The following is a 25,306-nucleotide window of genomic DNA, read 5'->3' as shown; positions in this document are numbered from 1 at the left end:
ATGTAGTCGAGCAGGGGCGAAAGGGGAAGGCTCAGCGGAACTGCCGGGTGAATTCCGGCCCGAAGGTCCGGTCGAGAAACTCGAACTGCGGTTCCAGCTTCTCGCGCAGCCGGGCGCGGGCCTTGTCGGGCACCACCAGCGCGTTGTCCGAGGCGAAGACCTTCTTGCCGACATCGCGATAATCATGCGGGGCCAGGCCCAGGAAATCCTCGACCCGGCGCAGGAAGCCCAGGGGATCGCGGGCAATCATGCCGAAGGGCATGTAAAGCAGCCGGTCGGGGCCGAAATGCGCGTTCCAGCGCGGCACATAGCGCATGTAGTCGCCGCGATCCATCAGCACCGGATCCTCGACCTCGCGCAGCCAGTCCTCGACGCCCTTCGGGCGGCGGCGCGCGCGGGTCAGGTTCATCTTGAGCTGCGAGATGGCGCGATCCACCGGATGGCGGATGATATAGACGAACTTCGCCTGCGGCAGGAATTTCGCCACGAAATCCACGCCTTCCGGCGGAAGGGTCGAATATTCGGGGGTGACGTCGATCGCCTTTGCCCCCTCGGGCGCCGGGGCGAAGACCAGCTTGTACCAATGGTTGGTGAACATCGGCTCGCGGGTGATGCGGTCAAGATAGCGCACCATGTGGCGCGGCATCTCCTCGCCGCGGGCGGCCCAGCGTTTCTCGATGTTCTGGCGGCCGCGGCGGAAATGCCAGGGCAACCATTTGCGATGCTCCTCGATGAAGCGATGGTTGAAGAACTGCACCTCCTTGAACGGAGGCGTCCAGACCTCGGGATGCTGGCCCAGCATCTGCGACAGCCAGGTGGTGCCGGCCTTCTGGGCGCCGATGCCCAGGAAATCGGGTTTGCGGGGCTTGCCTTCAGGGTCCCAGTTCATCCGTGCCGCCTTGTTGCGTCGCTGCCGCCCCTGATAAGCCAGCCGGGCCCGCGCCACAACCGGGGCGGTCATCGCCGGTCAGAGCCGGCCCCAGAGGTCGTATTCGCCGGCCTCGTCCACCGTCACCGTCACGATGTCGCCGGGGGTCAGATCCTCGAAGCCCTGGTCGATGAACAGGTTGCCGTCGATTTCCGGCGCATCGGCCTTGGTCCGGCAGGTGGCGCCTTCGGCATCGACGCTGTCCACGATCACCTCGATGCGGCTGCCGAGCTTCGCGGCCAGCTTCGCCTCGGAGATCGCCTGCGCCTTCTGCATGAAGCGGTCCCAGCGGTCCTGCTTGACCTCTTCGGGCACGTGGTCGGGCAAGTCGTTCGCCCGCGCGCCCTTGACGTTCTCGTATTGGAAGCAGCCGACGCGGTCCAGCTGCGCCTCGTCCAGCCAGTCCAGCAGGGTCTGGAACTCGGCCTCGGTCTCGCCCGGATAGCCGACGATGAAGGTCGAGCGCAGGGTGATCTCGGGGCAGACGGCGCGCCAGGCGGCGATCTCGTCCAGCGTCTTGGCCGCCGCCGCGGGCCGGGCCATGCGGCGCAGCGTGTCCGGATGGGCGTGCTGGAAGGGGATGTCCAGATAGGGCAGCACCAGCCCCTCGGCCATCAAGGGGATCAGGTCGCGCACATGCGGATAGGGATAGACGTAATGCAGCCGCACCCAGGCCCCGAGTTGGCCAAGGTCGCGGGCCAGGTCGGTGATATGCGCGCGATGCCCGCGCTCTTCGGCGAACTTGCGGTCGAGCCCGTAGGCCGAGGTGTCCTGCGAGATCACCAGCAGCTCGCGCACGCCGGCCTCGACCAGCTTCTCGGCCTCGCGGATCACCGCATGCGCCGGGCGCGACACCAGCTTGCCGCGCATGTCGGGGATGATGCAGAACTTGCAGGCGTGGTTGCAGCCCTCGGAGATCTTCAGATAGCTGTAATGCCGCGGCGTCAGCTTGACGCCCGAGGCCGGCAGCAGGTCCACGAACGGATCGGGCGAGGGCGGCACGGCGGAATGCACCGCGTCCAGCACCTGCTCGTATTGCTGTGGGCCAGTCACCGCCAGCACGGAAGGGTGCGCGCCGGTGATGTATTCCGGCTCGGCCCCCAGGCAGCCGGTGACGATCACCTTGCCGTTTTCCGACAGCGCCTCGCCGATGGCCTGCAGGGACTCGGCCTTGGCCGAATCGAGGAAGCCGCAGGTATTCACGATCACCGCGCCGGCGCCCTTGTAGTCGGGGCTGATGGCGTAACCCTCGGCGCGCAGGCGGGTCAGGATGCGCTCGCTGTCCACCAGCGCCTTGGGACAGCCGAGGCTGACCATGCCGATGGTCGGTTGCCCGTCCCTTCGCCCCCCCTCCCCTTGTGCAGAGTCGAAGATCGGGCTGGGGGCTAGATCGGGGCGCAACAGGGGCGGGTTCTGGCTCATGATGCGCGGCATATAGTGGCAAGCGGGCCGCTTGTTAAGCAGGAAGCGCGGCTCGCCGGAACGTCATTTGGCCTTGCGCGCCGGAACGGGCATATCGGCGGGGATGACGAATAGGATGCGCGCCCTCATGCCCCGGATTTCCGCCTGCCTTGCCCTGCTGCTGACCCTGGTCCTGCTGGCCGCGCCCGAGGCGCAGGCCCAGCAGCGCGGCCGGGGCGAGCCCATCGTGATCATGAACAACCGCGGCGGCAACGTGGTCGAGGCGATCCGGTATCGCAACCGGCTGGCGGCCAGCGGCCGCCCGGTCGAGGTGCGGGGCTATTGCCGCTCGGCCTGCACCATCTACATCACCCTGCCGAACGCCTGCCTGGGACCGAATGCGACGGTGGGATTCCATGCCCCGCGGCTGCCGGGCACCCGGATCATCCCGCCGATCGTGGACGAGCTGATGGCGCAATATTACCGCAACGGCATCCTGCAGATGTGGAATGCGCGCTGGAAGCACTCGCTGCAGATGCAGAAGATCTCGGCGCGGGAATATGTCCGGCTGGACCCGCAGACCCGGCTGTGCCGGCGCTGAGGCGCACCCAGCGGGGTGACCGGGGCGCGGTTTCATGGCAGGCTGGACCCGAAGGAGGACAGCCATGTCGGGACAAGGATGGGCCGCGGTCGCCGCGGCCATGATCTGGGCTGGCGCAGCGGCCGCGCAGACGCCGTGGTTCGACGCCGGCAACCAGGCGATGATCATGCATCAGGGCGACCTGCTGGAACAGCAGACCGCGCCGAACGGCGGCGCGCCAGCCGGCAAGGCGGGCAAGAAGCCGGTGCGGACGGCCGACTGCTCGATCTCGGCCAGCCGCGAGCGGCTGCGGCCGGAATACCACCGGCGGCTGCAGGCGCAGGGACGCCAGGCGGCGGATGCCTGGCTGCAGCAGCAGGCGGCGGCGCTTGGCCGGCACGCAGCACAGATGGCCAAGGCCGGAACGCCCTGCCGGCCGTAGAGGGGCGGCGCATCGGCCGCAGGCGCGCGCTCAGGCGCGGCCCGGCGGCGCGACGGGAATCACTCCCGCAGCCGCCAGCCGGTCAGGAAGATCCAGCGGATCGCACCCATGCAGACCAGGATCATCAGCGCCACCGCGGCCAGCGACAGGCCCACCGGCACGTCGGCAAAGCCGAAGAAGCTCCAGCGGAAGCCCGAGATCAGGTAGAGTACCGGGTTGAGCTTGGCGACCCCCTCCCAGAAGGGCGGCAGCATCGAGGCCGAGTAGAAGGCGCCGCCCAGGAACACCAGCGGCGTGATGACCATCATCGGCACGATCTGCAACTGCTCGAAATTCTTGGCCCAAAGGCCGATGATGAAGCCCAAGAGCGAGAAGGCGACGGCGGTCAGGACCAGGAAGGCCAGCATCCAGAACGGATGCGCGATATGCACGCCGGTGAACCAGAAGCTGGTCAGAAGGATCACCAGCGCGATCATCACGGCCTTGGTGGCGGCGGCGCCGACAAAGCCCAGCGTGACCTCGATCCAGCCGGTGGGCGCGACGAGGATCTCGTAGATCGTGCCGGCGAATTTCGGGAAATAGATGCCGAAACTGGCGTTGGCCACCGATTGCTGCAGCACCGTCAGCATCATCAGCCCCGGCACGATGAAGGCGCCATAGGCCACGCCCTCGACCGCCTGGATGCGCCCGCCGATGGCGGCGCCGAAGACGACGAAATACAGCACCGTCGACAGCACCGGCGACGCCAGCGACTGCCAGATCGTGCGGAAGAACCGCGCCATCTCGTGGTTGAAGACGGCACGGGCGGAACGCCAGTTCATGCGGTTTCCTCCTCGACCAGCGACATGAAGATCTCTTCGAGGCTGCTCTGCTTGGTCGAGACGTCGCGCACGGCGATGCCGCGCTCGGCCAGTTCGGCCAGCAGATGCGCGATGCCGGTGCGCTCGGCCCTCGTGTCGTAGTCATAGCCCAACTCGCGCCCGTTGGCCGAAAGCACCAGCCCGCGCCCCGCCAGTTCGGCGGGCAGAGTCGCCAGCGGTTCGTAAAGCGAGACGGTCAGGTGCTTCTTGCCGAATTCGCCCATCAGCTCGTCCTTGGACTTGACCAGCAAGAGCTCGCCCCGGTTGATGACGCCGATGCGGTCGGCCATGTCCTCGGCCTCTTCCAGGTAATGCGTGGTCAGGATGATGGTCACGCCCTCGGCGCGCAATTCGCGCACCACCTGCCACATCTCGCGGCGCAGCGTCACGTCCACGCCCGCCGTCGGCTCGTCCAGGAACAGCACCTTGGGCCGGTGCGACAGCGCCTTGGCGATCAGCACCCGGCGCTTCATGCCGCCCGACAGCTCGCGCGTCTTGGCCTCGCGCTTGTCCCACAGCGCCAGGCTGCGCAGCAATTGCTCGATATAGACCTCGTCCGGCGGCTCGCCGTAAAGCCCGCGGGTGAAGCGCACGCAGTCGAGGACGCTTTCGAAGGGCTCCAGCGCGATCTCCTGCGGGACCAGGCCGATCAGCTTGCGCGCCGCGCGCCAGTCCGTGCGGATGTCGTGGCCGCCGACGCGCACCGTGCCGCCGGTCGGCACCACCAGGCCGCAGATGATCGAGATCAGCGTGGTCTTGCCGGCGCCGTTCGGGCCGAGCAGCGCCAGGATCTCGCCTTCCTCGATCTGCAGCGAGACGTCGTTCAGCGCCACCGTGCCGCTGCCGTAGCGCTTGGAAACATGGTCGATGTCGATGATCGGACGCATCCCGTCCCCCTGTTCTGGCCCGAAGGCCCGCGAATCCGCCGGGCAGGTTGGACCGCAACCGGCCGCGGGTGCAATGGCGAAAACGCCCCTGACCTTGCGTCAGCCGTCAGGCCGGCGGCAGGCCGCCCGCTTCGGCCAGCAGCCGGTCGCTGGCGGTCTCGATCCGTGCCTCCAGAAGCTCCATCACCGCGGTCGAACGCGGGCCGGCCGGGATCGGCGGCAGGAACTCGATCACCGCGGTGCCGCCGCGGATCGGGATGCCGCGCTTGGGCCAGAACAGGCCGCAATTCACCGCGACGGGATGGATGGAGAGGCCGGTCGCGCGCTGGATCGTGCCGGCGCCGTGCTTGTAGGGCAGTTTCTGCCCCGGCCGGGTGCGGGTGCCCTCGGGATAGATGATGAGCTGGCCCAGACCCTCGGGGCGGGCGCGGGCGGCCTCGATGCCGGCGATGATCTGCTTCATCGCTTCCTTGCCGCGCGCGCGGTCGATGGGGATGCAGCCGACCTTGCGGGCGAACCAGCCCATGATCGGCACGCGCAGCACCTCGCGCTTCATCACGAAGGCGCGGCGCGGACAGGCGCGGGCCAGCGCGAGGATGTCGAGAAAGCTCTGATGCTTCGAGGCGACGATGCATTCTCCCGCGGGCGGCGTGCCGCGATATTCGATGCGCACCCCCAGGATGACCCGCGCCGCGCCCAGCATCTGGTCCAGCCACAGGCGGGCGACGCGATGCGCGCGCTCGGGATGGACCAGCACCTGCGGCAGGCCCCACAGCCCCAGCGCAAAGGTCACCAGCGCCGCGTAAAGGTAATAGACCACCGCGCGCAGCCAGTCCAAGGGCGAAGGCGGGCGCGGATGGTAGGGATTCATCAGCGCACCTCGCGCAGCATCTTCAGCGCCGCCCAGCGGGTGGCGGCAAAGCCGATCGCGGCGGCGACGGGCGGCACCAGCAGCGGCCAGAGCCAGCCCCAGCCCTGAAAGCCCAGCCCGGTCAGGAAGCTTCCCGCCTGATCCATCGAAGGCAGCGCCCAGATGGCCGCCATCCCCAGCGCCGTGCCCCCGGCCGCGCCCATGGCGGCGCGGCGGGTAAAGCGGCGCACGAAGGCGGTGGCGATGGTGATGTCGCGCGCACCGATCAGCCGCAGCACCCGGATCACCTGCCCGTTCGCGGCCAGCGCCGCCTTCGCGGCCAGCGTGATCATCGCCCCCGAGGCGGCAGCGATCAGCAGCAGCGAGACGAGCCCCAGCACCCGCAGCCGGTTCGCCGCCGAGACCAGCGGCTGGCGCCAGCGGGTATGGTCGTCCAGCACCGCGCCCGGCGCCTCGCCCTGCAGCCGCAGGCGCAGCGCGGCGGCATCGAAACCCTCGGCGGCCTCGGTGATCTCGATCAGCCGCGGCACCGGCAGGGCCTCGACCGGGACATCGGGGCCGAACCAGGGTTCCAGCAGCTTTTCCACCTCCTCATCGGGCAGCAGCTTGGCCTCGGCGATGCCCGGGGTGGTCTTCAGCGCCTCCATCACCGTCACGGTCTGCTCGTCGATCTGGTCCTCGGGGGCCGAGATGCGCACGGTGACGGTCTGCGCCAGCTCGGTCGACCAGCGTTCGGCCAGCCGGCCGGTGGCCAGCGCCAGCGCCAGCGCAAAGACCGCCAGAAAGGCCATGGCGCCGGCCGAGAACACCGTCAGCTGCGCGGTGAAGCCGGTCGGCGGCACCACGCGGTCCGTTCCCGCCGGGTCCGGCCGGGTCAGCCCCCGCCACAACGTCGCCAGGTCGAGCGATTTCAGTTCGGCTTTCTTCACAGGTCCGCCCCCGCCAGTTGCAGCCTCTTGCCCGCGATGCGCAGCACCCGCGCCTGCACCTGCTGCTTGGCGGCGCGGATCAGGTTCAGGTCATGCGTCGCGATCAGCACCGCCTTGCCCGAGCGGTTCAGCTCGATCAGCAGCTGCAGCAGCCGCATCGACATGTCCCAGTCCAGGTTGCCGGTCGGCTCGTCCGCCAGGATCAGGTCGGGCGACATGATGACGGCGCGGGCCAGCGCGGCGCGCTGCCGCTCTCCCCCCGACAGTTCCGGCGGCATGGCGCGGGCATGGCCGGACAGCTGCACCCAGGCCAGCAGGTCGCCCAGGGCCGGCATGTCCACCTGCTCGCCCGAGACCAGCAGCGGCAGGGCGATGTTCTCGGCCACCGGCAGGTGGTCGAGAAATTGCGTGTCCTGATGCACCACCCCCACCCGGCGGCGCAGCGCGGCGATGCCGTCGCGCGACAGCCCGCGCACGTCCTGGCCGAATGCCGTCATGCGCCCGGCGCTCGGCAGCAGCTCGGCATAGCAGAGCCGCAGGAAGGTGGTCTTGCCCGCACCCGAAGGGCCGGTCAGGAAATGGAAGGAACCCGGCTGTAGCGTCAGCGACATATCGGCAAGCAACGGATCGTTGCCGCTGTAGCCGAAGGACAGGTTCTGCATCTCGATCACTGGTCGTCCCTTTCTGAGCGGGCCTTTCCGAGCGGGCTGCTTGGCGCGCGGTTCGTGGCTTGATAGAACAGTCGCGCGGCGAATGCGAGACGCCCGCATGACCGAAACCGCCCCTGTCCGGAGACGAAAGACCCGCCCATGCGCCTGACCTGCCCCCGCTGCGCGGCCCAGTACGAGATCGCGGAATCCGCCATTCCCGCCTCGGGGCGCGAGGTCGAATGCTCGGCCTGCAGCCATGTCTGGCGCCAGCCGGGGCCGGGAAAATCCGCGCCGTCGCCGGCTGCTCCGGAACGCGGCCCCTACGACCCCGAGGCGCGCCCGGCGCTGAACCGGCCGCTGGACGAATCGGTGCTGGCCATCCTGCGCGAGGAAGCCGCGCGCGAACTGGGCGCCCGCCGCTCCGAGGCGCAGCCCGCCGAACCCGATCACATTCCCGCGACGCAGGCGGCCGAGGCCCCGCCCGAAGTCCCGCCTGATGTCCCGGCCGATGCAGCGCAGCCCGCCGAACCCGCGCTTTCCGGCGACGGAGAGCCGGCCGCCGGCCCGGCGATCGACTGGCCCGCCACCACCGTGACCGAAGCCCCGCTGGCCGAGCCCGCCCCCGCCCACCCGGAGGCGGAACCGCCCACCGAGACCGGTGCCGCCTCGCAGCCGGCCGCGGATCCGGTCCCGCAGCCCGAGGCCGGAGATCCGCAAGCTCTGCACCCGTCCCCTCGGCCCGAGCCGGTGTCCGCCCCGGTCGAGGACTCGTCGGCCTTTGACCAGCCCGAGCCGATCATTCCCATCCTGCCCGATGCCCAGGAACTGGCCGCGACCCTGACTCGCTCGGCGCCGTCCCTGCCCGGCGGCGCGGCCGGGGCGGCCGCCGAGGAACCGCCCGTCCTGCCGCTGCTGCGCCCCGCCGCTGCCGAAGAGACGGCACCGGCCGACACGGCCGCCGAGCCCGCCCCGCGCGAGGCGCCGGTGCCTGTGATCGTGCCGAGGCCGCGCCGCACGGGCTATGCCTCGGGCTTCGGCCTTGCCGCGATGCTGGCGCTGGGGCTGGTGGCCAGCTATGCGCTGGCCCCGCAGATCCCGGCCGACGAGGGCGGCGGGCCGCTGGCGGAATGGCGCCAACAGATCGACCGCGGCCGGCTGTGGCTGCATGACCGCATCCGGGGGGAATAGGCTGCCGAGGCCCTGCGCCCCTGACCGGGACCGGCAGGCAGGCCGCGTCGGGAAGTCCCCGCCGCGCCGGCGCGGCGCCGGCCACCCGCCGCCGCAGGCTCAGAAACTCTCCAGCAACCGGCCCAGATAGTCGCGTTCGTCGCGGGGCCGCTCGCGCTCGCCGCTGCGGCGGCGGATCTCGTCCTGCAGCTCGCGGGCCTTGCGCGAGGGATCGCCGCCCTCGGCCAGCGGGTCGCCCGAGGTGATCGAGCCGCCATCGCCCGACAGCGCCCGGCCCAGCGGATCGGTCTGCTGCCGGCGGTCATAGGGCTGCGCCAGCCCGCGCTGGCCGCGCGGATCGCCCGAGGGCCCTTCGGGACCGTTCTCCTGCCCGCCCTGCTGCGGCTCGCCATCCTGGCCCTGCTGCTGGTCCTGCGCCATCATGTCGCCAAGCGCCCGCATCCCCTCGCGCATGGACTGGATGGCCTGGGCCTGCCGCTCCATCGCCCCGCCGGCATCCCCCTCGCGCAGCGCCTGCTCGGCCTCCTCCATGGCGCGGCCGGCCTCGTCCAGCTGGCGCCGCGCCTCCTCGCCCTGCGGCGTGCCGCGGCCGGGCAGCAAGCCGCGCTGGCGGCCCAAGTCCTCGCGCAGCTCGCGCTGGCGGTCGGCAAGCTGCTGGTTGTCCTGGCTGCCCTGGCCTTCCTCGCCCTGCTGCCACTGGCCGTATTGGTCCTGCATCTGGCGCATCGCCTCGTCGGCCAGCTTCTGCTGGTCGCGCAGCGTCTCGGCCAGCCGGTCCGAGGGGCGCTGGCGCCCGCCCTCGCCGCCCTCGGATTGCGTCACCCGCAGGTTCTGCATCATGCGGTTGAACTGCTCCAGCAATTCCTGCGCCTCGGCCATGCGGCCCTCGTTCATCAGGCGCTGGATCTCGTCCATCATCTGCTGGATCTGGTCACCGGTGATCTGCTGGCGGTTCTGGGGCGAGCGGTCGAAACGCTCGGAAGGGTCCTGCCCCTGCTGCTGCGCCAACATGTCCAGATAATCGTCGGTGGCCTGCTTCAGCTCGTCCATCAGGCGCTGGATCTCGTCGGGGCTGGCACCGTTGCGGATCGCCTCGGAAAGCCGCTCCTGCGCCTGGCTCATCCGCTCCAGCGCATCGGCCAGTCCGCCATCCTCCAGCGCCACGGCCGCGTCCCAGAGCAGCTGCGCCAGCTTGTTGCGCGCCTCTTCGGTCAGATTGCCGGATTCCAGCGCGCCGACGGCGCCCTGCAATCCCTGGTAAAGCTCGGCATCCATGAAGCCCTCGGGCTGCCAGCTGGCGGCGCGCAGCACCTGGGCGCTGCGGCCGGCATTGCCGCGCGACCAAAGCAGGTCGCGCCGCACCTCGATCAGCGCCGCCGCCAAGGGGTCGAAGAAGCGCCGCCCCGGCAGCACCATGCGCATCGGGGCCGAGGCGCCCTGCTGCCCGATGCCGTCCTCCACCTTCAGCGAGACGGTCACCGGCAGGTTGGCCCAGGGGTGGCGCGACAGATCGCCCACCAGCCGGCCGCGGATCTCCTTGCGGCTGCCGGTCGCGGGCAGCGGCAGATCCAGCGCCACAGCCTCGCGCGGCTCGGGGTCGGGGGCAAGGCCGAAGCGCCGGTCGACCGCATCCAGGTCCAGCGCGATCACCGCCTGCCCGGCCGCGATGCCGTTGTCGTCGCTGGCGGTGAATTCCTGCACCAGCCGGCCGTCGGCGCGCCGCTCGGGCGCCTTGCCGGGCGCGACGGCCGGCGCCGCATCGGGCAGCACGGTCACGTCGAATCGCCGCCCCGCGACCTCGATCACTCCGTCGCGCTCGGCCATGAATTCCGGCGCCGAGGGCTCGCCGCCCGGCAGCGCGGCGCCGATATCCTGCGCGATTTCGGCGCCCTCGCCGTAAAGCCGGAAGCTCAGCTTCGAGCCCTTGGGCAATTCCAGCCGCTGCCCCTCGGGCAAGGCGTTGAGGTAAAGCGTCGGGCGGCGGGTATAGGCGGGGGGCTCGGCCCAGCCCTCCCAGGACGGACCGGCCTCGGCCCCCGGACGCGCCTCGGGGGCGGGGCGGAAGGTCGCACCCAGCGCGGCGATACCCTGCCCCAGCTGCCCGGGCGGCGCGAAGATCAGCGCCATGACCAGCGCCACCAGGCCGACCAGCCGCAGCGCGACCGGATCGCGCCAGCGCAGCCGCGCATCCGGCGCAACCGGGCGCGCGGCCAAGGCGGCGGCCTGCATCCGCGCCAGATGCGCGCGCCACAGCGCGTCCGCACCCTCGTCCCCGGCCCCCACCGCGACCCGGTCGCGCAGCGCCGAAAGCGGCCGCCCCGGCAGGGCCAGGTCCACCCGTTCCCGCGCCGCCTCGGCCGAAGGCCGGCGGAAGCGCCGCAGCCCCCAGCCCGCAGCCAGCAGGGCCGCCAGCGCCGCCAGACCCATCAGCCAGATCAGCGCCCGCGAGGAGAAAAGATCGGTCGCGCCGAAGGCCAGCGCCGCCAGCACCAGCGCCAGCAACACGCCCAAAGGCCAGAAGGCCGCGGCCAGCGCCTCCCACCACATGCCGGCGCGGGTCAGCCCGACCGCCCAGCCGATACGGCGCGGTTCAGCCATGGCCGCTTCTTTCTTGGACAAATATCCCACGGGGGCCCGGGGGTGTGAAACCCCCGGCCGCAGCGGCGCGGGAATGAGCGATCAGAGCCATTCCGGGATGGTATCGCGTCCCAGCATTTCCTCAAGCGTCGGCCGCGCCCGAATGACGGCGAATTGATCGCCGCTGACCAGAACCTCGGGCACCAGCGGCCGGGAATTGTATTCCGAGGCCATCACCGCCCCATAGGCCCCGGCCGAGCGCAGCGCCACCAGGTCGCCCGGACCCAGCGCCGGCAGCTCGACCGCCTTCTGGAAGGTGTCGCCGGTCTCGCAGACCGGGCCGACCACGTCATGCGGCGCGACCGCGGCCCCCGGCGCCGCCTCGCGCACCGGGACGATGTCGTGATGCGCCGAATACATCGCCGGCCGGATCAGGTCGTTCATGGCCGCGTCGAGGATCAGGAAATCCCGCCCCTCGCCCTGTTTCAGATAGATCACCGAGGACAGCAGGATGCCCGCATTGCCGGCGATGTTGCGGCCGGGCTCGATCTCGATCTCGCAGCCCAGATCGCCCACGGCATCGCGGATCACCTGGCCGTATTCGATCGGCAGGGGCGGCGCGTTGTTGTCGCGCCGGTATGGGATGCCCAGGCCGCCGCCCATGTCGAGCCGGGTGATCGCATGCCCGTCGGCGCGCAGCGCGCGGGTCAGCTCGGCCATCTTGGCATAGGCCTGGCGATAGGGCTCCAGGTCGGTCAGCTGGCTGCCGATATGCATGTCGATGCCGACAACCTTGATCCCGGGCAGGCGCGCGGCATGCGCATAGACCTCGCGCGCGCGGGCGATGGGAATGCCGAACTTGTTCTCGGACTTGCCGGTGGCGATCTTCTCATGCGTCCTGGCATCGACATCCGGGTTCACCCGCACGGCGACCGGCGCCTCGACCCCCATCGAGGCCGCGACGCGCGACAAAAGCTCCAGTTCCGGCTCGGATTCGACGTTGAACTGGCGGATGCCGCCCGCCAGCGCCATGCGCATCTCGGATTCAAGCTTGCCGACGCCGGAAAACACGATCCGCTCGCCCGGCACGCCCGCCGCCCTGGCGCGCGCATATTCCCCGGCCGAGACGATATCCATGCCCGCGCCCAGATCGCCCAGAAGCTTCAGCACGGCGATGTTCGAATTCGCCTTGACCGCGAAGCAGACCAGATGGTCGCACCACGCCAGCGCCTGCTGGAACAGCCTGAAATGCCGGGTCAGCGTGGCGGCGGAATAGACATAGACCGGCGTGCCGACCTCGGCCGCGATGCGGGTCAGGGGCACGTCCTCGGCATGCAGCCAGCCGTCGACATAGTTGAAATGGTCCATCAGGTGATCCTGCGAGAGCGGATGAACAGATAAAGCGGCAGCGCAAAGCCGATCCCCAGCGCCAGCCCCGGAAGCGTCAGAAGCGCCGCCCAGTTGCGGCGCAGCATGGTCTCGATCAGGCACCACAGCGCCAGCGCCGCCTGCGCCACCAGTTCGGTCGCCCGGGCGCCTTGCCAGAGCGCCTCGCCCCGCCACAGCGCCACGGCGGCGCCAAGCAGCGCCAGCCCCGCCCAGACCAGCCGCAGCGGCGTCAGCTCAGAGCTTCGAGACGACACCGATCTGCGCCTCTCCGCTGATCTGCAAGCCGGATTCGGCGACAGGGCCGGGCCGGGTCGGCGGGCCATCGACGCCGCAGGCGGCCAGCGTCGCCAGCATCAGCGCGAACAGCGCCAGAAGCAGGTGCTGCGTCATGCGGTTTCCCCCAGCTTCTCTTTCCAGCGCGCGATCTGGGCGCGGACCTGCGCCGGCGCGGTGCCGCCGTAGCTGGTGCGCGAGGCGACAGAATTATGCACGCCCAGCACGTTGTAGACGTCTTCGGTGATCGCCGGGTTGACCGATTGCATCTGCTCCAGCGTCAGCTCGGGCAGGTCCACGCCCTGCTTCTCGGCCATGGCGACCAGCGCGCCGGTGACGTGATGGGCGTCGCGGAACGGCAGCCCGGCCTCGCGCACCAGCCAGTCGGCCAGGTCCGTCGCGGTGGAAAAGCCCGAGCCCGCCGCCGCCTCCAGCCGCTCGCGGTTCGCCGTCAGGTCCGACAGCATCCCGGTCATCGCGGCCAGCGCCAGCATCAGGTTGTCGCTCGCGTCGAAGACCTGCTCCTTGTCCTCCTGCATGTCCTTGGAATAGGCGAGCGGCAGCCCCTTCATCACCACGAAGAGCGCCACGGCAGCGCCAAGGATGCGGCCGATCTTGGCCCGGATCAGCTCGGCCGCGTCGGGGTTCTTCTTCTGCGGCATGATCGACGAGCCGGTCGAGAAGCGGTCCGACATGGTGACGAAGCGGAACTGGGCCGAGGACCAGATCACCAGCTCCTCGGCCAGCCGCGACAGGTGGACGGCGCAGATCGCCGCCGAGGACAGGTATTCCAGCGCGAAATCCCGGTCGCTGACCGCATCGAGGCTGTTCGCCATCGGCCGGTCGAAGCCCAGCGCCTGCGCGGTCGCCTCGCGGTCGATGGGAAAGCCCGTCCCGGCCAGTGCGGCGGCGCCCAGCGGCGATTCGTTCATCCGCCGGCGCGCGTCCTGAAAGCGCGACAGGTCGCGGCCGAACATCTCGACATAGGCCATCATGTGATGGCCCCAGGTCACCGGCTGCGCGGTCTGCAGATGGGTGAAGCCCGGCATGACCCAATCCGCGCCCTTTTCCGCCTGCGACAAAGTGGCGCGGATCAGCGCGTCCAGCCCCTGGATCGCCGCGTCGCATTGGTCGCGCACCCACAGCCGGAAATCGGTCGCCACCTGATCGTTCCTCGACCGCGCCGTGTGCAGCCGCCCCGCCGGCTCGCCGATCAGCTCCTTCAGCCGCGATTCCACGTTCATGTGGATGTCTTCCAGCGCGGTCGAGAACGGGAAGCCGCCCGCCTCGATCTCTGACAAGACCGTGAGCAGCCCTTCCCCGATCGCCTCGGCATCGCTAGTGCTGATGATGCCCTGCGCGGCCAGCATCGCCGCATGGGCGCGGCTGCCCCGGATGTCCTGGGCATAGAGCCGCTGGTCGAAGCCGATCGAGGCGTTGATCGCCTCCATGATCGCGTCCGGGCCTGCGGCGAAACGTCCGCCCCACATCTGGTTGGCGGTGCTGGCGGGCTGCTCGGTCATGACTTGTCCTTCGGGGGGTGGAATGCGTTGGCTGGTTCTTTATACGGCGATGATCCTTGGTGCAAATGCCGGTTACGCGGGGGAAATCGACTGGCAGGCCGCGCATGACGGCGGGCTGGCGAAGCTGCAGCAGACCGACCCGACCCCGGTGCCGGCAACCGAATTCACCGATCCCGAGGGCGGCACGCACAGCCTGACCGACTGGAGGGGCAAGGTGGTGCTGTTGAACTTCTGGGCGACCTGGTGCGCGCCCTGCCGCGAGGAGATGCCCTCGCTGGACGCCTTGCAGGCCGAGATGGGCGGCGAGGATTTCGAGGTGGTCGCCATCGCCGCCGGCCACAACCCGCCCCCGGCGGTGAGGAAGTTCCTGGACGAGGAGAACATCGCCAACCTGCCCGTGCGGCTGGACCCGCGCCAGCAACTCGCGCGCGAGATGGGCGTGATGGGCATGCCGGTGACGGTGCTGATCGACCGCGACGGCAACGAGATCGCCCGGCTGATCGGCGGCGCCGACTGGTCCTCGGACACGGCCAAGGCGCTTATCCGGCAGGCGACAGCGCCCTGACGCGGTCATGGGCGGGACAGTGGACCATATGGTCGTTGACCAGCCCGCAGGCCTGCATGAAAGCATAGGTGATCACCGGCCCGCAGAAGGTGAAACCGCGCTTTTTCAGGGCCTTGGCCATGGCTTCCGATTCCGGGGTCTTGGCCGGGACCTCGGCCATGCTGGCGAAACGGTTCTGCACCGGACGCCCGCCCACGAAGGACCAGATGAAGGGCGAGAACCCCTCGGAACTCTCGATGTCCAGAAAAAGCCGGGCGCCCTTGACGGTGGCCTCGATCTTGCCGCGATGGCGGATGATGCCGGGGTTCTTCAGCGCCGATTCGACCTCGGCCTCGCCCCAGCGGGCGACGCGCTCGGGATCGAAGCCCTCGAAGGTCTCGCGGAAGGCGTCGCGCTTGCGCAGGATGGTGATCCAGCTCAGCCCCGCCTGGAAGCCGTCCAGCACCAGCTTTTCCCAAAGCGCGCGCGCATCGTATTCCGGCACCCCCCATTCATGGTCATGATAGGCGACGTAAAGCGGGTCGGAGCCGCACCAGGCACAGCGTTCGGTCATGTCGGGCAAGGATCCGTTAACCTTGAGTCGAGAAATCGGGACCAGTTTACGCGATCTTAGGAGATGATCGCCAGACTTCCGTCGATGACAGGAGTCTTGGCATGACCGACAATATTGATTCGCAAAAGGAAATGGGTTCTCCGCTGGATTTCGCCGTCGATCAGCAGTCGCGGGTGACGATGGCGACGGTGCGGCGGGCGGTCTCGCGCGGCGATGCCGTCCTGGCCTATCAGCCGGTGGTGCAAGCGGAACGCCCCGACCATGCGACCTTCCACGAGGGGCTGATCCGAATCATCGATGAAACCGGGCGAATCGTGCCGCTGCGGGACTTCCTGCCGCTGGCCGAAACCACCGAGCTGGGCCGCCAGATCGACTGCCTGTCGCTGTCCCTGGGCCTGAAATCGCTGGCCGAGGAACCCTCGCTGCGGCTGTCGATCAACATGTCGGCGCGCTCGATCGGCTATCCGGCCTGGCTGCGCACGCTGCGCGAGGGCATCGCCGGCGACGACAGCATCGGCGAGCGGCTGATCCTGGAAATCACCGAAAGCTCGGCCATGGGCATGCCGGAGCTGGTCGGGCGATTCATGCATGAGTTGCAGGCCCAGGGCGTCAGTTTCGCCCTGGACGATTTCGGCGCCGGCTACACCTCGTTCCGCTATCTGCGCGATTTCTGCTTCGACATGATCAAGATCGACGGCCAGTTCATCCGCGACATCGCCGAGCAGCGCGACAACCAGGTCCTGGCCCGGGCGCTGCAATCCATCGCGCACCATTTCGACATGTTCACCGTCGCGGAATCGGTCGAGACGGCGGATGACGCCGCCTTCCTGATCGACATGGGCATCGACTGCCTGCAAGGCTATTACTTCGGCGCGCCGACCATCGTGCCGCCGTGGAGGTCCCCCAGCTCTGCCGCCCAGCGCAGCTGAGCGCGATTCGCCTTATGGTAGAAATGCTCCGGCCATATCCGCGGCCGCCCGACCCGCTTTCATCGTCGCATCCATGCCGCCGGGACCGGGGGAAGGCCCTGCCCCGGCCAGCCTGCGCAGGGCGGCCGCGCAAGCCGGCCGGATGCGGCGTTTCCGCGCCGGACCTGCCGCCAAGTCCGCTTGACCTCGGGTAACGAAACGGCAAACGTCGGCATGCACCGATCGTCTCGGCATCAGGAGGGAACCTGTCATGACCAAAGCCGTAATCGTTTCTGCCGCGCGCACCCCCGTCGGCAGTTTTCTGGGATCCTATGCGAACCTGCCCGCGCATGACCTTGGCGCCATCGTCCTGAAGGCCATCGTCGAGCGCGCCGGCATCGATCCTTCCGAAGTGTCCGAAACCATCCTCGGCCAGGTCCTGACCGCCGGCCAGGGCCAGAACCCGGGCCGTCAGGCCCATATCAAGGCCGGCTATCCGCAGGGTTCCGCCGCCTGGGTGCTGAACCAGGTCTGCGGCTCGGGCCTGCGCTCGGTCGCGCTGGCGGCGCAGCAGGTGCTCTTGGGCGACGCCACCGTGGTCGCGGCGGGCGGCCAGGAATCGATGTCGCTGGCGCCCCATGCCGCCTATATCCGCTCGGGGCAGAAGATGGGCGACATGAAGATGCTCGACACCATGATCAAGGACGGGCTCTGGGACGCCTTCCACGACTACCACATGGGCACCACGGCCGAGAACGTCGCCTCGAAATGGGGCATCACCCGCGCCGAGCAGGACGAGTTTGCCGTCGCCTCGCAGAACAAGGCCGAAGCGGCGCAGAAGGCCGGGAAGTTCGCCGATGAGATCGTGCCGGTGACGATCAAGACCCGCAAGGGCGAGACGGTGGTCGATGCCGACGAATACATCCGCCACGGTGCCACGCTGGAGGCGATGGAGAAGCTGCGCCCCGCCTTCAGCAAGGAGGGCACGGTGACCGCCGGCAACGCCTCGGGCCTGAATGACGGCGCCGCCGCCGTGCTGGTGATGACCGAGGACGAGGCCGCCCGCCGCGGCCTGACGCCGCTGGCGCGCATCGCCTCCTATGCGACGGCCGGCGTCGATCCGCAGATCATGGGCACCGGCCCGATCCCGGCCAGCCGCAGGGCGCTGGAGCGGGCCGGCTGGTCGGTCGGCGACCTGGACCTGGTCGAGGCGAACGAGGCCTTTGCCGCCCAGGCCATCGCCGTCAACCGCGACATGGGCTGGGATCCGGCCATCGTCAACGTCAACGGCGGCGCCATCGCCATCGGCCACCCGATCGGCGCCTCGGGCGCGCGCATCCTGAACACGCTGCTGTTCGAGATGCAGCGCCGCGACGCCAAGAAGGGTCTGGCGACGCTGTGCATCGGCGGCGGCATGGGCGTCGCCCTTTGCCTGGAACGTCCCTGATCGAAAAAGGCGCGCGCAACTATCTTGCGCGCGCCGGCCGGGTTCGGTAACACAATTTCAAGACCATTTTCAAAGGGGGACGAGAAATGGCAAAAGTGGCCCTTGTGACCGGCGGGTCGCGCGGCATCGGCGCGGCGATCTCGAAGGCGCTGAAGGAGGCGGGCTATACGGTCGCCGCGAATTACGCCGGCAATGACGATGCCGCCCGCGCCTTTACCGAGGAGACCGGCATCAAGACTTATAAATGGTCGGTGGCGGATTATGACGCCTGTGCGGCGGGCATCAAGCAGGTCGAGGAGGAGCTGGGCCCCATCGCCGTGCTGGTCAACAATGCCGGCATCACCCGCGACGCGATGTTCCACAAGATGACCCCCCAGCAGTGGAAGGAGGTCATCGACACCAACCTGACCGGTCTCTTCAACATGACCCATCCGGTCTGGTCGGGCATGCGCGACCGCAAGTTCGGCCGCATCATCAACATCAGCTCGATCAACGGCCAGAAGGGGCAGGCCGGCCAGGCGAATTATTCGGCGGCCAAGGCGGGCGACCTGGGCTTCACCAAGGCCCTGGCCCAGGAGGGCGCGCGCGCCGGCATCACCGTGAACGCGATCTGCCCGGGCTATATCGGCACCGAGATGGTCCGCGCCATCGACGAGAAGGTGCTGAACGAGCGCATCATCCCCCAGATCCCGGTCGGACGCTTGGGCGAACCCGAAGAGATCGCGCGCTGCGTCACCTTCCTGGCCTCGGACGAGGCCGGCTTCATCACCGGCTCGACCATCAGCGCGAACGGCGGCCAGTTCTTCGTCTGACCCCTTGGCCGGACAGGCTGCGAAATGGCAACGGCCCGCGAGATCTCGCGGGCCGTTTCTCATTCCATGGTCAGGGCCGCGGGCGGGACCGGGCCCGCCCGTGTCACAGGTCAATGCGACAGGCGTGTGATCTCTTCCTTGAGGCGAAGTTTTTCCTTCTTCATCTGGGCGATGGTGAGGTCATCCATGCCGGGGCTGCGATGCGCGGCCTCGATGGCGTTCGAAAGTGACTGATGTTTGCGGCGAAGCTCCTGAACATGGGATTCAACCGACATGTCGTCCTCCTCTTGGATTGATCGAACCAAGGGATTGCAGCACAGAATCGTCACATTGTCACCGAAAATTCGGCCCCTCGAGCGAAAGTGCCGCACCCCCGCGCAAAACCGCCTGCGCGGCCTCGGTCAGGTCCTCCTGATCGCCCGCATGTGACGGTTTCGCATGCATGACGAAGGGCGTGAGCAGGCGCAGCGGCGCCCGCGCGCCCTTGCGGGCAGAGACGATGATCCGCCCCGCCTCGCGCCCCGCGCGCGCCGCCACCGGCAGGATCGCGATCGCCCCGGCCGGGCCGGAAAGCGCCGCCAGAATCGCCGCCAGCCGATCGGCGCGCTGGATCAGCGTCAGCCGGCCGCCCGGCCGCAGCCGGCGCAGCCCGGCCTCGACCCATTGCGGCAGCGGAGTCGCCTCGTGCCGGGCGCGGCCGCGACCGGCATCCGGCGCCGGCGGGCCGCCGGTGAAATAGGGCGGATTGGCGATGACATGGTCGAAGCTCCGGCCGCGCAGCTCGGCGGGCATCCGGGCCAGGTCGCCCTGATACAGTTCCGCCGGGATGGCATTGGCCGCGGCATTGCGTCGCGCCAGTTCGGCATAGGCGGGCTGCAGCTCCAGCCCCGCCAGGTGCAGTCCCGGCACCCGCGCGCCAAGGCAAAGCAGCGCCACCCCGGCCCCGCAGCCCAGTTCCAGCACGCTGTCGCCGGCCCGCGCCGGGCAGGCGGCGGCCAGCATCACCGCATCGGCCCCGGCGCGATAGCCGCGCGCGGGCTGAAGGATGCGCAGCCGGCCGCCGAGGAAGCCGTCCTCGCGCAGCTCAGTCATGGTGGATGCGATTGTCCCGCAGGATGGCGCGCGCCATGAACAGGTCGCGATCCGCGACCATCAGCCGCCGCGGCAGGATGCCCAGCGAACCCTCGAGCACGCTCATGTGCTGGTCCAGCGGAAAGGACTGGATGCCCTCGGCCGCCAGCAGGTCGGCGGCGCGGGTGATGAGAAGCGGGTCGGTGGTGCGCAGAAGCTCTTTCATGACACGGGAAAGTTACGCGGCTGTTGCGCATGTGTCCATGGCATGGCAATGGCTTGCGGCGAAAGGGGATCGCTGATGGGCATGAACGAAAACGTCTCCAAGCCGCTCGACCGGCTTTCGGCCGAACTTGCCGGGGATATGGACCGGGTCAACGCACTGATCCGCGAACGCATGGCCAGCCGCCACGCCCCCCGCATTCCCGAGGTCACCGCGCATCTGGTCGAGGCCGGCGGCAAGCGGCTGCGGCCGATGCTGGTGCTGGCCGCCGCGCGGCTTTGCGGCTATGCGGGCGAAAGCCATGTCCTGCTGGCCGCCGCGGTCGAGTTCATCCATACCGCGACGCTCTTGCATGACGACGTGGTCGACGAAAGCCAGCAGCGCCGCGGCCGGCCGACGGCGAACCTGCTGTGGGACAACAAGTCCAGCGTGCTGGTCGGCGATTATCTGTTCGCGCGCAGCTTCCAGCTGATGGCGGACACGGAAAGCATGCAGGTCATGCGCATCCTGGCCAATGCCAGCGCCACCATCGCCGAGGGCGAGGTTCTGCAGCTGACCGCCGCGCAGGACATCGCCACGACCGAGGATACCTATATCCAGATCGTGCGCGGCAAGACGGCGGCGCTGTTCTCGGCCGCGACCGAGGCGGGCGCGGTGGTCGCCGGCGCCGAGCCGGCGGTGCAGCGGGCGCTGTTCGATTACGGCGACGCGCTGGGAATCGCCTTCCAGATCGTGGACGACCTTCTGGATTACGGCGGCTCGACCACCGTGATCGGCAAGAATGTCGGCGACGATTTCCGCGAGCGCAAGCTGACCCTGCCGGTGATCAAGGCCATTGCCCGCGCCGATGCCGAGGAACGCGCCTTCTGGGAGCGCACCATCGGCCAGGGCCGGCAGGAGGAATCCGACCTGGCTGCCGCCCTGGAGATCCTGCGCCGCCGCGAGGCGCTGGAGGCCGCACGCGCCGACGCCATCGCCTGGGCGGGCCGCGCCAAGGCGGCCCTGCAGACCGCCCCCGACCAGCCCCTGCGCAGGATCCTGGCGGATCTGGCGGATTTCGTGGTCTCGCGCCTGGCCTGACCGCCGGACGCCGCGCAACGAAAAAGCCCGGCTCGCGCCGGGCTTTTCCTTGGCCTGAAGCCCTGCCTCAGCTGTTATAGGCGCTTTCGCCATGGGTGGTGACGTCGAGGCCCTGCCGCTCGTCATTGTCCGAGACGCGCAGGCCGACCACCGCCTTGACGATCATCAGCGCGATGAACGAGACCACCGCCGACCAGACCACCGCCACGATCACGCCCAGCGTCTGCGTCATCAGCTGGCCGGCGATGTCGTAGCCGGCCACGACCGATTCGGTGGCATAGTCGTAGATGCCCGAGCCGCCCAGCGACGGCGCCGCGAAGACCCCGGTCAGGATGGCGCCGACGATGCCGCCGATGCCGTGGATGCCGAACACGTCCAGGCTTTCGTCCACGCCCAGCTTCGCCTTCAGGCTGACCACGAACCACATGCACAGGAAGCCGGCGGCCAGGCCGATGACGATGGCACCCATCGGGCCCACGAAACCGGCGGCGGGAGTGATGCCGACAAGCCCGGCAATGGCGCCCGAGATGCCGCCCAGAAGCGAGGGATGGCCGCGGAACAGCCATTCGCCGAAGGCCCAGGCCAGCGCCGCGGCCGAGGTGGCGACGGTGGTGTTCAGGATCGCCATGGCGGCGGTGCCGGTGGCCTCCATGTTCGAGCCGGCGTTGAAGCCGAACCAGCCGATCCACAGCAGGCAGCCGCCGAGGAAGGTGAAGGGCAGGTTGTGCGGCGCCATCAGCTCCTTGCCGTAGCCGAGGCGCGGGCCGACGACCAGCGCGGCGACCAGGCCGGCGACGCCGGCGTTGATATGGATGACCGTGCCGCCGGCAAAGTCCAGATCGCCATGGCCGAACAGGAAGCCCCCGGGCGCGTCAAAGGCCGAGGGCCCGCCCCACCACCAGACCATATGCGCCATCGGCAGGTAGGAGAAGAAGAACCAGATCACAACGAAGGCCAGCATGGCCTGGAACTTCATCCGCTCGACCGTGGCGCCGACGATCAGCGCCGGCGCGATGCAGGCGAAGGCCATCTGGAAGATGATGAAGACATATTCCGGCACATAGACATTGGTGGTGAAGGTCTCGGCCAGCGACGAGCTGTCCACCCCCGCCAGGAACGCCTTGGAGAAGCCGCCGATGAAGGGCGTGAGCCAGTTCGCCTCCTCGGCCGAGCCGGCGCCGGTGAAGGCCAGCGAATAGCCGAAGCAGACCCAGAGGATCGACATGATGCAGAAGACGGTGAAGACCTGCATCAGCACGGACAGCATGTTCCTGGCGCGCACCAGCCCGCCATAGAACAGCGCCAGCCCCGGGATGGACATGGCCATGACCAGGATGGCCGAAATCATCATCCAGGTCGTGTCGCCCTTGTCCACGATGGGCGCGACCGCCTCGACGACGGCTTCGACGGCGGCGGCGGGGCTTTCGGCATCCTGCGCCAGGGCCGGCACCGCCAGCCCGATCAGCGGGAGGGCGAGCGCCGGGATCATGGGTTTGATCGCGGTAGGTCTCATCATGTTTCCTGCACCTTCTTTCTGCGTTGCAGCAGTTCCATGTCCCGGCCAGAAAACCCGTCGCCCGCGGCCGGGCACAAGGTTTGTGCAGCTTTCGGCCGAGCCCGCGCCTCGTCTGCCCGGAAAAAGGGCAGCCTTGCCGGGCTTTGCGCCATGACGGGGCAGTTCACTGATAGGTCAACTCGGTTCTCAAGCCCCGGGCTTTGCTGTATGTTGCGCGCCAACGGGCCGGAGCACTCGGCCGGGCAGGAAAGCAGGCATGAAGAAACCGACCGGCACAGGCCGCATTGTCGCGGACAAGCGCAATTTCGACCAAGCCCCTCAGAAAAGGCAGAAACAATCCGGCGGATCCTCGGGCAAGCCGCCGCGGAAGCCGCGGCGCGGCAATGTCGTCACGCGGGGAATCGCCGGAATCGTCTTGCTGGTCTGGCGGGTGATCTGGGGCTCGGTCTGGCGGCTGGGGCTGACCGTGGCGCTGATTCTCTTTGCCGCCAGCTTCTATTACTACACGACGCTGCCCGAACCTTCGGCGCTTTTCGACGGCCGTGCCCGCGGTTCGGTCACCATGCTGGACACCGAGGGGCGGGTCTTCGCCTGGCGTGGCGAAACTTTCGGCATGGTCAGCGCCGACAAGATCGCCCCGGTGCTGAAGAATGCGGTGGTCGCGACCGAGGACAAGCGATTCTATCGCCACCTCGGCGTGGATCCGCAGGGCATCGCCAGCGCCATCCGGATCAACCTGTCCCAGGGCCGCGGCCCGCTGGAGGGCAATGGCGGCTCGACCATCACCCAGCAGGTCGCGAAACTGCTGTGCCTGGGCGAAAGCTTCGACCCGATCCGCTGGAAATCCGAGGCCGAGTTCGAGGCGGAATGCCGCAAGTCCTCGATCTGGCGCAAGGTCAAGGAAGTGCCCTATGCGCTGGCGATGGAGTTCAAATACTCCAAGCAGGACATCCTCAACATCTACATGAACCGCTCCTATCTGGGCGCGGGGGCGCGCGGCTTCGAGGCGGCGGCGCAACGCTATTTCGACAAGTCGGCCGCCGAGGTGAACGCCGCCGAGGCGGCGATGCTGGCCGGGCTGCTCAAGGCGCCCAGCTATTTCGCGCCGACCTCGAACCTGCAGCGGGCGCAGGACCGGGCCTCGGTCATCCTGGGGCTGATGCACGACCAGGGCTATCTGGACGACAAGCAGTTCGCCGAGGCCAAGGCGCAGCCGGCGGCGCTGTCCAAGGCGGCGGCGGCGCGGGCCGGCGGCTATTTCGCCGATTGGGTGATGGAATCCGGCCCCGGCTTCCTGACCAGCGAGACGACCGAGGACGTCACCATCACCACCACCTTCGACCAGCGGGTGCAGCGGGCCGCCGAACGCGCGCTGAAGCGTATCTTCGACGAGAAGGTCGCGCCCGGCTCCAAGGCGCAGGCGGCCGTGGTGGTGATGTCGCCCGACGGCGCGGTCCGGGCGATGATCGGCGGGCGCGACAATACCGCGACCGGCACTTTCAACCGGGCGACGCAGGCCAAGCGGCAGACCGGCTCGAGCTTCAAGCCCTTCGTCTATGCCGCGGCGCTGGACCAGGGCTACAGCCCCAACGACACGGTTCTGGACGCGCCGCTGACCATCAACGTGCGCGGCTCGGGTCCCTGGTCGCCGCAGAACTATACCCGCCGCTATCTGGGCGAGGTGACGCTGACCCGGGCGCTGTCGCAATCGCTGAACACCGCCACGATCCGCCTGCAAGAGATCGCCGGCCGCGACGCCGTGCGCCGGGTCGCGCAGGATTTCGGCTTTGCCAACGACCTGGCCAGCGGCCCCTCGCTGGGGCTGGGCGTGTCGGAATCGACGCTGCTGGCGATGACCGGCGCCTATGCCGGCATCCGCAACGGCGGCACCGCGGTCAGCCCCTATGGCCTGGTCGAGCTGCGCATCAAGGGCGACGACCAGGCGCTGATCGGCCAGGCCGGCGGCATGGGCCAGCGGGTGATCTCGCAAAAGGCGGCCGGAGAGCTGATCGGCATGATGCAGCAGGTGATCGAGCGCGGCACCGGCACCCGCGCCAAGCTGCCGGGCCGTCCGGCGGCGGGCAAGACCGGCACCACCTCCAGCTATCGCGATGCCTGGTTCATCGGCTTCACCGGGCAATATGTCACCGGTGTCTGGATGGGCTATGACGACAACACGCCGCTCAAGGGCGTGACCGGCGGCGGGCTGCCGGCCGAGATCTGGCAGGCGGTGATGGCCGAGATCCATGACGGCCTGCCGGTCGAGCCGCTGGGCAATTTCGCCTTCGATCCCGACAGCGCCGTGCCGCAGGTGGTCAGCACCGGCGGCGACGGCGCGGCGGATCCGCTGGCCGCGGCGCTGTCCGAGGCGCTCGGCCAGCCCTCGCCTCAGGGACAGGCGCAGGCGCCCGCCGAGGGGCAAGCGCTGCCCGATCCCGGCGTGCAGACCCCCGGCGGCCCGCCGACCTTCCCGGCCGAGACCGTGACCAGCGGCCCCGAGGCCGAGATGCCGGTGCCCGGCGCCGATGGCGGCACCGAGGACGCGCTGACCCAGGCGTTGCGCGGCATCGAAGGGGTCTATCAGCAGTAATGGCAAAAGGCCGGTCCCGCGGGGCCGGCCTTCCCTTTTCCGC

Annotated in this window: 26 protein-coding genes; 9 read left to right on the top strand and 17 right to left on the bottom strand. The window is 69.1% G+C overall.

What is annotated here, in order from left to right; translation table 11 throughout:
- Positions 1–31: 31 nt before the first annotated feature.
- Both PARJ55_RS0112070 and rimO read right to left on the bottom strand, forming a co-directional pair.
- Complete coding sequence (locus PARJ55_RS0112070; RefSeq protein WP_028713284.1) at positions 32–889, bottom strand: sulfotransferase; 858 nt, start codon at positions 887–889, stop codon at positions 32–34.
- A gap of 78 nt (positions 890–967) precedes the next feature.
- Positions 968–2,350: a 30S ribosomal protein S12 methylthiotransferase RimO gene (gene rimO, locus PARJ55_RS0112065; RefSeq protein ID WP_028713283.1), complete on the bottom strand. Its 1,383-nt coding sequence runs from the start codon at positions 2,348–2,350 to the stop codon at positions 968–970.
- A gap of 127 nt (positions 2,351–2,477) precedes the next feature.
- Here rimO and PARJ55_RS0112060 point away from each other — a divergent pair, with 127 nt between their 5' ends.
- Positions 2,478–2,930, top strand: a complete 453-nt coding sequence (locus PARJ55_RS0112060; RefSeq protein WP_230377409.1) for a hypothetical protein — start codon at positions 2,478–2,480, stop codon at positions 2,928–2,930.
- Between the two features lie 64 nt (positions 2,931–2,994).
- Entirely contained in the window at positions 2,995–3,351 is a 357-nt protein-coding gene (locus PARJ55_RS0112055; RefSeq protein ID WP_028713281.1) for a hypothetical protein, read from the top strand.
- 59 nt (positions 3,352–3,410) lie between these two features.
- Here the strand turns inward: PARJ55_RS0112055 and PARJ55_RS0112050 are convergent, their stop codons facing one another.
- The 5 genes from PARJ55_RS0112050 to PARJ55_RS0112030 all read right to left on the bottom strand — a co-directional run bounded on the left by PARJ55_RS0112050 (position 3,411) and on the right by PARJ55_RS0112030 (position 7,569).
- Entirely contained in the window at positions 3,411–4,172 is a 762-nt protein-coding gene (locus PARJ55_RS0112050) for an ABC transporter permease (protein ID WP_028713280.1), read from the bottom strand.
- Positions 4,169–5,098, bottom strand: a complete 930-nt coding sequence (locus tag PARJ55_RS0112045; RefSeq protein ID WP_028713279.1) for an ABC transporter ATP-binding protein — start codon at positions 5,096–5,098, stop codon at positions 4,169–4,171. The genes PARJ55_RS0112050 and PARJ55_RS0112045 overlap by 4 nt, the downstream gene beginning before the upstream one ends.
- Before the next feature lie 106 nt (positions 5,099–5,204).
- On the bottom strand, positions 5,205–5,969 hold the full coding sequence (locus PARJ55_RS0112040) for a 1-acyl-sn-glycerol-3-phosphate acyltransferase (RefSeq protein ID WP_028713278.1): 765 nt from the start codon (positions 5,967–5,969) through the stop codon (positions 5,205–5,207).
- Positions 5,969–6,898: an ABC transporter permease gene (locus PARJ55_RS0112035; RefSeq protein ID WP_036698369.1), complete on the bottom strand. Its 930-nt coding sequence runs from the start codon at positions 6,896–6,898 to the stop codon at positions 5,969–5,971. The genes PARJ55_RS0112040 and PARJ55_RS0112035 overlap by 1 nt, the downstream gene beginning before the upstream one ends.
- The gene (locus PARJ55_RS0112030) at positions 6,895–7,569 is read right to left on the bottom strand and encodes a cell division ATP-binding protein FtsE (RefSeq protein ID WP_028713276.1); all 675 of its coding nucleotides are present in this window, start codon (positions 7,567–7,569) and stop codon (positions 6,895–6,897) included. The genes PARJ55_RS0112035 and PARJ55_RS0112030 overlap by 4 nt, the downstream gene beginning before the upstream one ends.
- Positions 7,570–7,707: 138 nt before the next feature.
- On the opposite strand from PARJ55_RS0112030, the gene PARJ55_RS0112025 reads away from it, so the two are divergent.
- The gene (locus PARJ55_RS0112025; RefSeq protein WP_028713275.1) at positions 7,708–8,736 is read left to right on the top strand and encodes a zinc-ribbon domain-containing protein; all 1,029 of its coding nucleotides are present in this window, start codon (positions 7,708–7,710) and stop codon (positions 8,734–8,736) included.
- Between the two features lie 99 nt (positions 8,737–8,835).
- On the opposite strand, the gene PARJ55_RS0112020 is transcribed toward PARJ55_RS0112025, so the two are convergent.
- The 5 genes from PARJ55_RS0112020 to argH all read right to left on the bottom strand — a co-directional run bounded on the left by PARJ55_RS0112020 (position 8,836) and on the right by argH (position 14,498).
- The gene (locus tag PARJ55_RS0112020) at positions 8,836–11,334 is read right to left on the bottom strand and encodes a DUF4175 domain-containing protein (protein WP_084637837.1); all 2,499 of its coding nucleotides are present in this window, start codon (positions 11,332–11,334) and stop codon (positions 8,836–8,838) included.
- A gap of 81 nt (positions 11,335–11,415) precedes the next feature.
- Entirely contained in the window at positions 11,416–12,681 is a 1,266-nt protein-coding gene (lysA, locus tag PARJ55_RS0112015) for a diaminopimelate decarboxylase (protein ID WP_028713273.1), read from the bottom strand.
- Positions 12,681–12,956: a DUF2834 domain-containing protein gene (locus PARJ55_RS0112010; protein WP_028713272.1), complete on the bottom strand. Its 276-nt coding sequence runs from the start codon at positions 12,954–12,956 to the stop codon at positions 12,681–12,683. The genes lysA and PARJ55_RS0112010 overlap by 1 nt, the downstream gene beginning before the upstream one ends.
- Positions 12,937–13,092, bottom strand: coding sequence for a hypothetical protein (locus PARJ55_RS24310; protein WP_028713271.1), 156 nt, complete (start codon positions 13,090–13,092; stop codon positions 12,937–12,939). Before PARJ55_RS24310 ends, PARJ55_RS0112010 begins: the two co-directional genes overlap by 20 nt.
- Positions 13,089–14,498 carry an argininosuccinate lyase gene (argH, locus tag PARJ55_RS0112000; RefSeq protein WP_028713270.1) on the bottom strand — a complete coding sequence of 470 codons (1,410 nt, stop codon included), beginning with the start codon at positions 14,496–14,498 and terminating at the stop codon, positions 13,089–13,091. Before argH ends, PARJ55_RS24310 begins: the two co-directional genes overlap by 4 nt.
- Before the next feature lie 22 nt (positions 14,499–14,520).
- Here argH and PARJ55_RS0111995 point away from each other — a divergent pair, with 22 nt between their 5' ends.
- Entirely contained in the window at positions 14,521–15,063 is a 543-nt protein-coding gene (locus PARJ55_RS0111995) for a TlpA disulfide reductase family protein (RefSeq protein ID WP_028713269.1), read from the top strand.
- Here the strand turns inward: PARJ55_RS0111995 and PARJ55_RS0111990 are convergent.
- Entirely contained in the window at positions 15,038–15,616 is a 579-nt protein-coding gene (locus tag PARJ55_RS0111990) for a DNA-3-methyladenine glycosylase I (protein WP_028713268.1), read from the bottom strand. The two genes, PARJ55_RS0111995 and PARJ55_RS0111990, sit on opposite strands and share 26 nt — an antisense overlap.
- 101 nt (positions 15,617–15,717) lie before the next feature.
- Between PARJ55_RS0111990 and PARJ55_RS0111985 the strand changes: the two genes are divergently transcribed.
- The 3 genes from PARJ55_RS0111985 to PARJ55_RS0111975 all read left to right on the top strand — a co-directional run bounded on the left by PARJ55_RS0111985 (position 15,718) and on the right by PARJ55_RS0111975 (position 18,783).
- A complete protein-coding gene (locus PARJ55_RS0111985; RefSeq protein WP_028713267.1) occupies positions 15,718–16,545 on the top strand; it encodes an EAL domain-containing protein in 828 nt (275 codons plus the stop codon).
- A 250-nt stretch (positions 16,546–16,795) separates the two neighbouring features.
- The gene (locus PARJ55_RS0111980; protein WP_028713266.1) at positions 16,796–17,971 is read left to right on the top strand and encodes an acetyl-CoA C-acetyltransferase; all 1,176 of its coding nucleotides are present in this window, start codon (positions 16,796–16,798) and stop codon (positions 17,969–17,971) included.
- An 86-nt stretch (positions 17,972–18,057) separates the two neighbouring features.
- Positions 18,058–18,783: a beta-ketoacyl-ACP reductase gene (locus tag PARJ55_RS0111975; protein ID WP_028713265.1), complete on the top strand. Its 726-nt coding sequence runs from the start codon at positions 18,058–18,060 to the stop codon at positions 18,781–18,783.
- Positions 18,784–18,893: 110 nt separating this feature from the next.
- Here PARJ55_RS0111975 and PARJ55_RS23335 read toward each other — a convergent pair whose 3' ends face one another.
- Genes PARJ55_RS23335 through PARJ55_RS0111960 form a run of 3 tightly spaced genes read right to left on the bottom strand, consistent with a single transcriptional unit; the run spans position 18,894 to position 20,080 of the window.
- Positions 18,894–19,058, bottom strand: coding sequence for a YdcH family protein (locus tag PARJ55_RS23335; protein WP_084637836.1), 165 nt, complete (start codon positions 19,056–19,058; stop codon positions 18,894–18,896).
- Between the two features lie 58 nt (positions 19,059–19,116).
- Complete coding sequence (locus tag PARJ55_RS0111965; RefSeq protein ID WP_028713264.1) at positions 19,117–19,875, bottom strand: tRNA1(Val) (adenine(37)-N6)-methyltransferase; 759 nt, start codon at positions 19,873–19,875, stop codon at positions 19,117–19,119.
- Positions 19,868–20,080 (bottom strand): DUF2007 domain-containing protein, encoded by a 213-nt coding sequence (locus tag PARJ55_RS0111960; RefSeq protein ID WP_010398258.1) that lies wholly within the window; start codon positions 20,078–20,080, stop codon positions 19,868–19,870. The genes PARJ55_RS0111965 and PARJ55_RS0111960 overlap by 8 nt, the downstream gene beginning before the upstream one ends.
- 75 nt (positions 20,081–20,155) lie before the next feature.
- Here PARJ55_RS0111960 and PARJ55_RS0111955 point away from each other — a divergent pair, with 75 nt between their 5' ends.
- Positions 20,156–21,157, top strand: a complete 1,002-nt coding sequence (locus tag PARJ55_RS0111955) for a polyprenyl synthetase family protein (RefSeq protein WP_028713263.1) — start codon at positions 20,156–20,158, stop codon at positions 21,155–21,157.
- Positions 21,158–21,224: 67 nt separating this feature from the next.
- On the opposite strand, the gene PARJ55_RS0111950 is transcribed toward PARJ55_RS0111955, so the two are convergent.
- The gene (locus tag PARJ55_RS0111950; RefSeq protein WP_198019353.1) at positions 21,225–22,670 is read right to left on the bottom strand and encodes an ammonium transporter; all 1,446 of its coding nucleotides are present in this window, start codon (positions 22,668–22,670) and stop codon (positions 21,225–21,227) included.
- Between the two features lie 259 nt (positions 22,671–22,929).
- On the opposite strand from PARJ55_RS0111950, the gene PARJ55_RS0111945 reads away from it, so the two are divergent.
- Complete coding sequence (locus PARJ55_RS0111945; RefSeq protein WP_028713261.1) at positions 22,930–25,263, top strand: transglycosylase domain-containing protein; 2,334 nt, start codon at positions 22,930–22,932, stop codon at positions 25,261–25,263.
- Positions 25,264–25,306 lie beyond the last annotated feature (43 nt).

This window comes from Paracoccus sp. J55 (assembly GCF_000513975.1).
In the GTDB taxonomy this organism is placed as follows: Bacteria; Pseudomonadota; Alphaproteobacteria; order Rhodobacterales; family Rhodobacteraceae; genus Paracoccus.
This window is presented reverse-complemented; position numbering and strand designations above follow the sequence as displayed.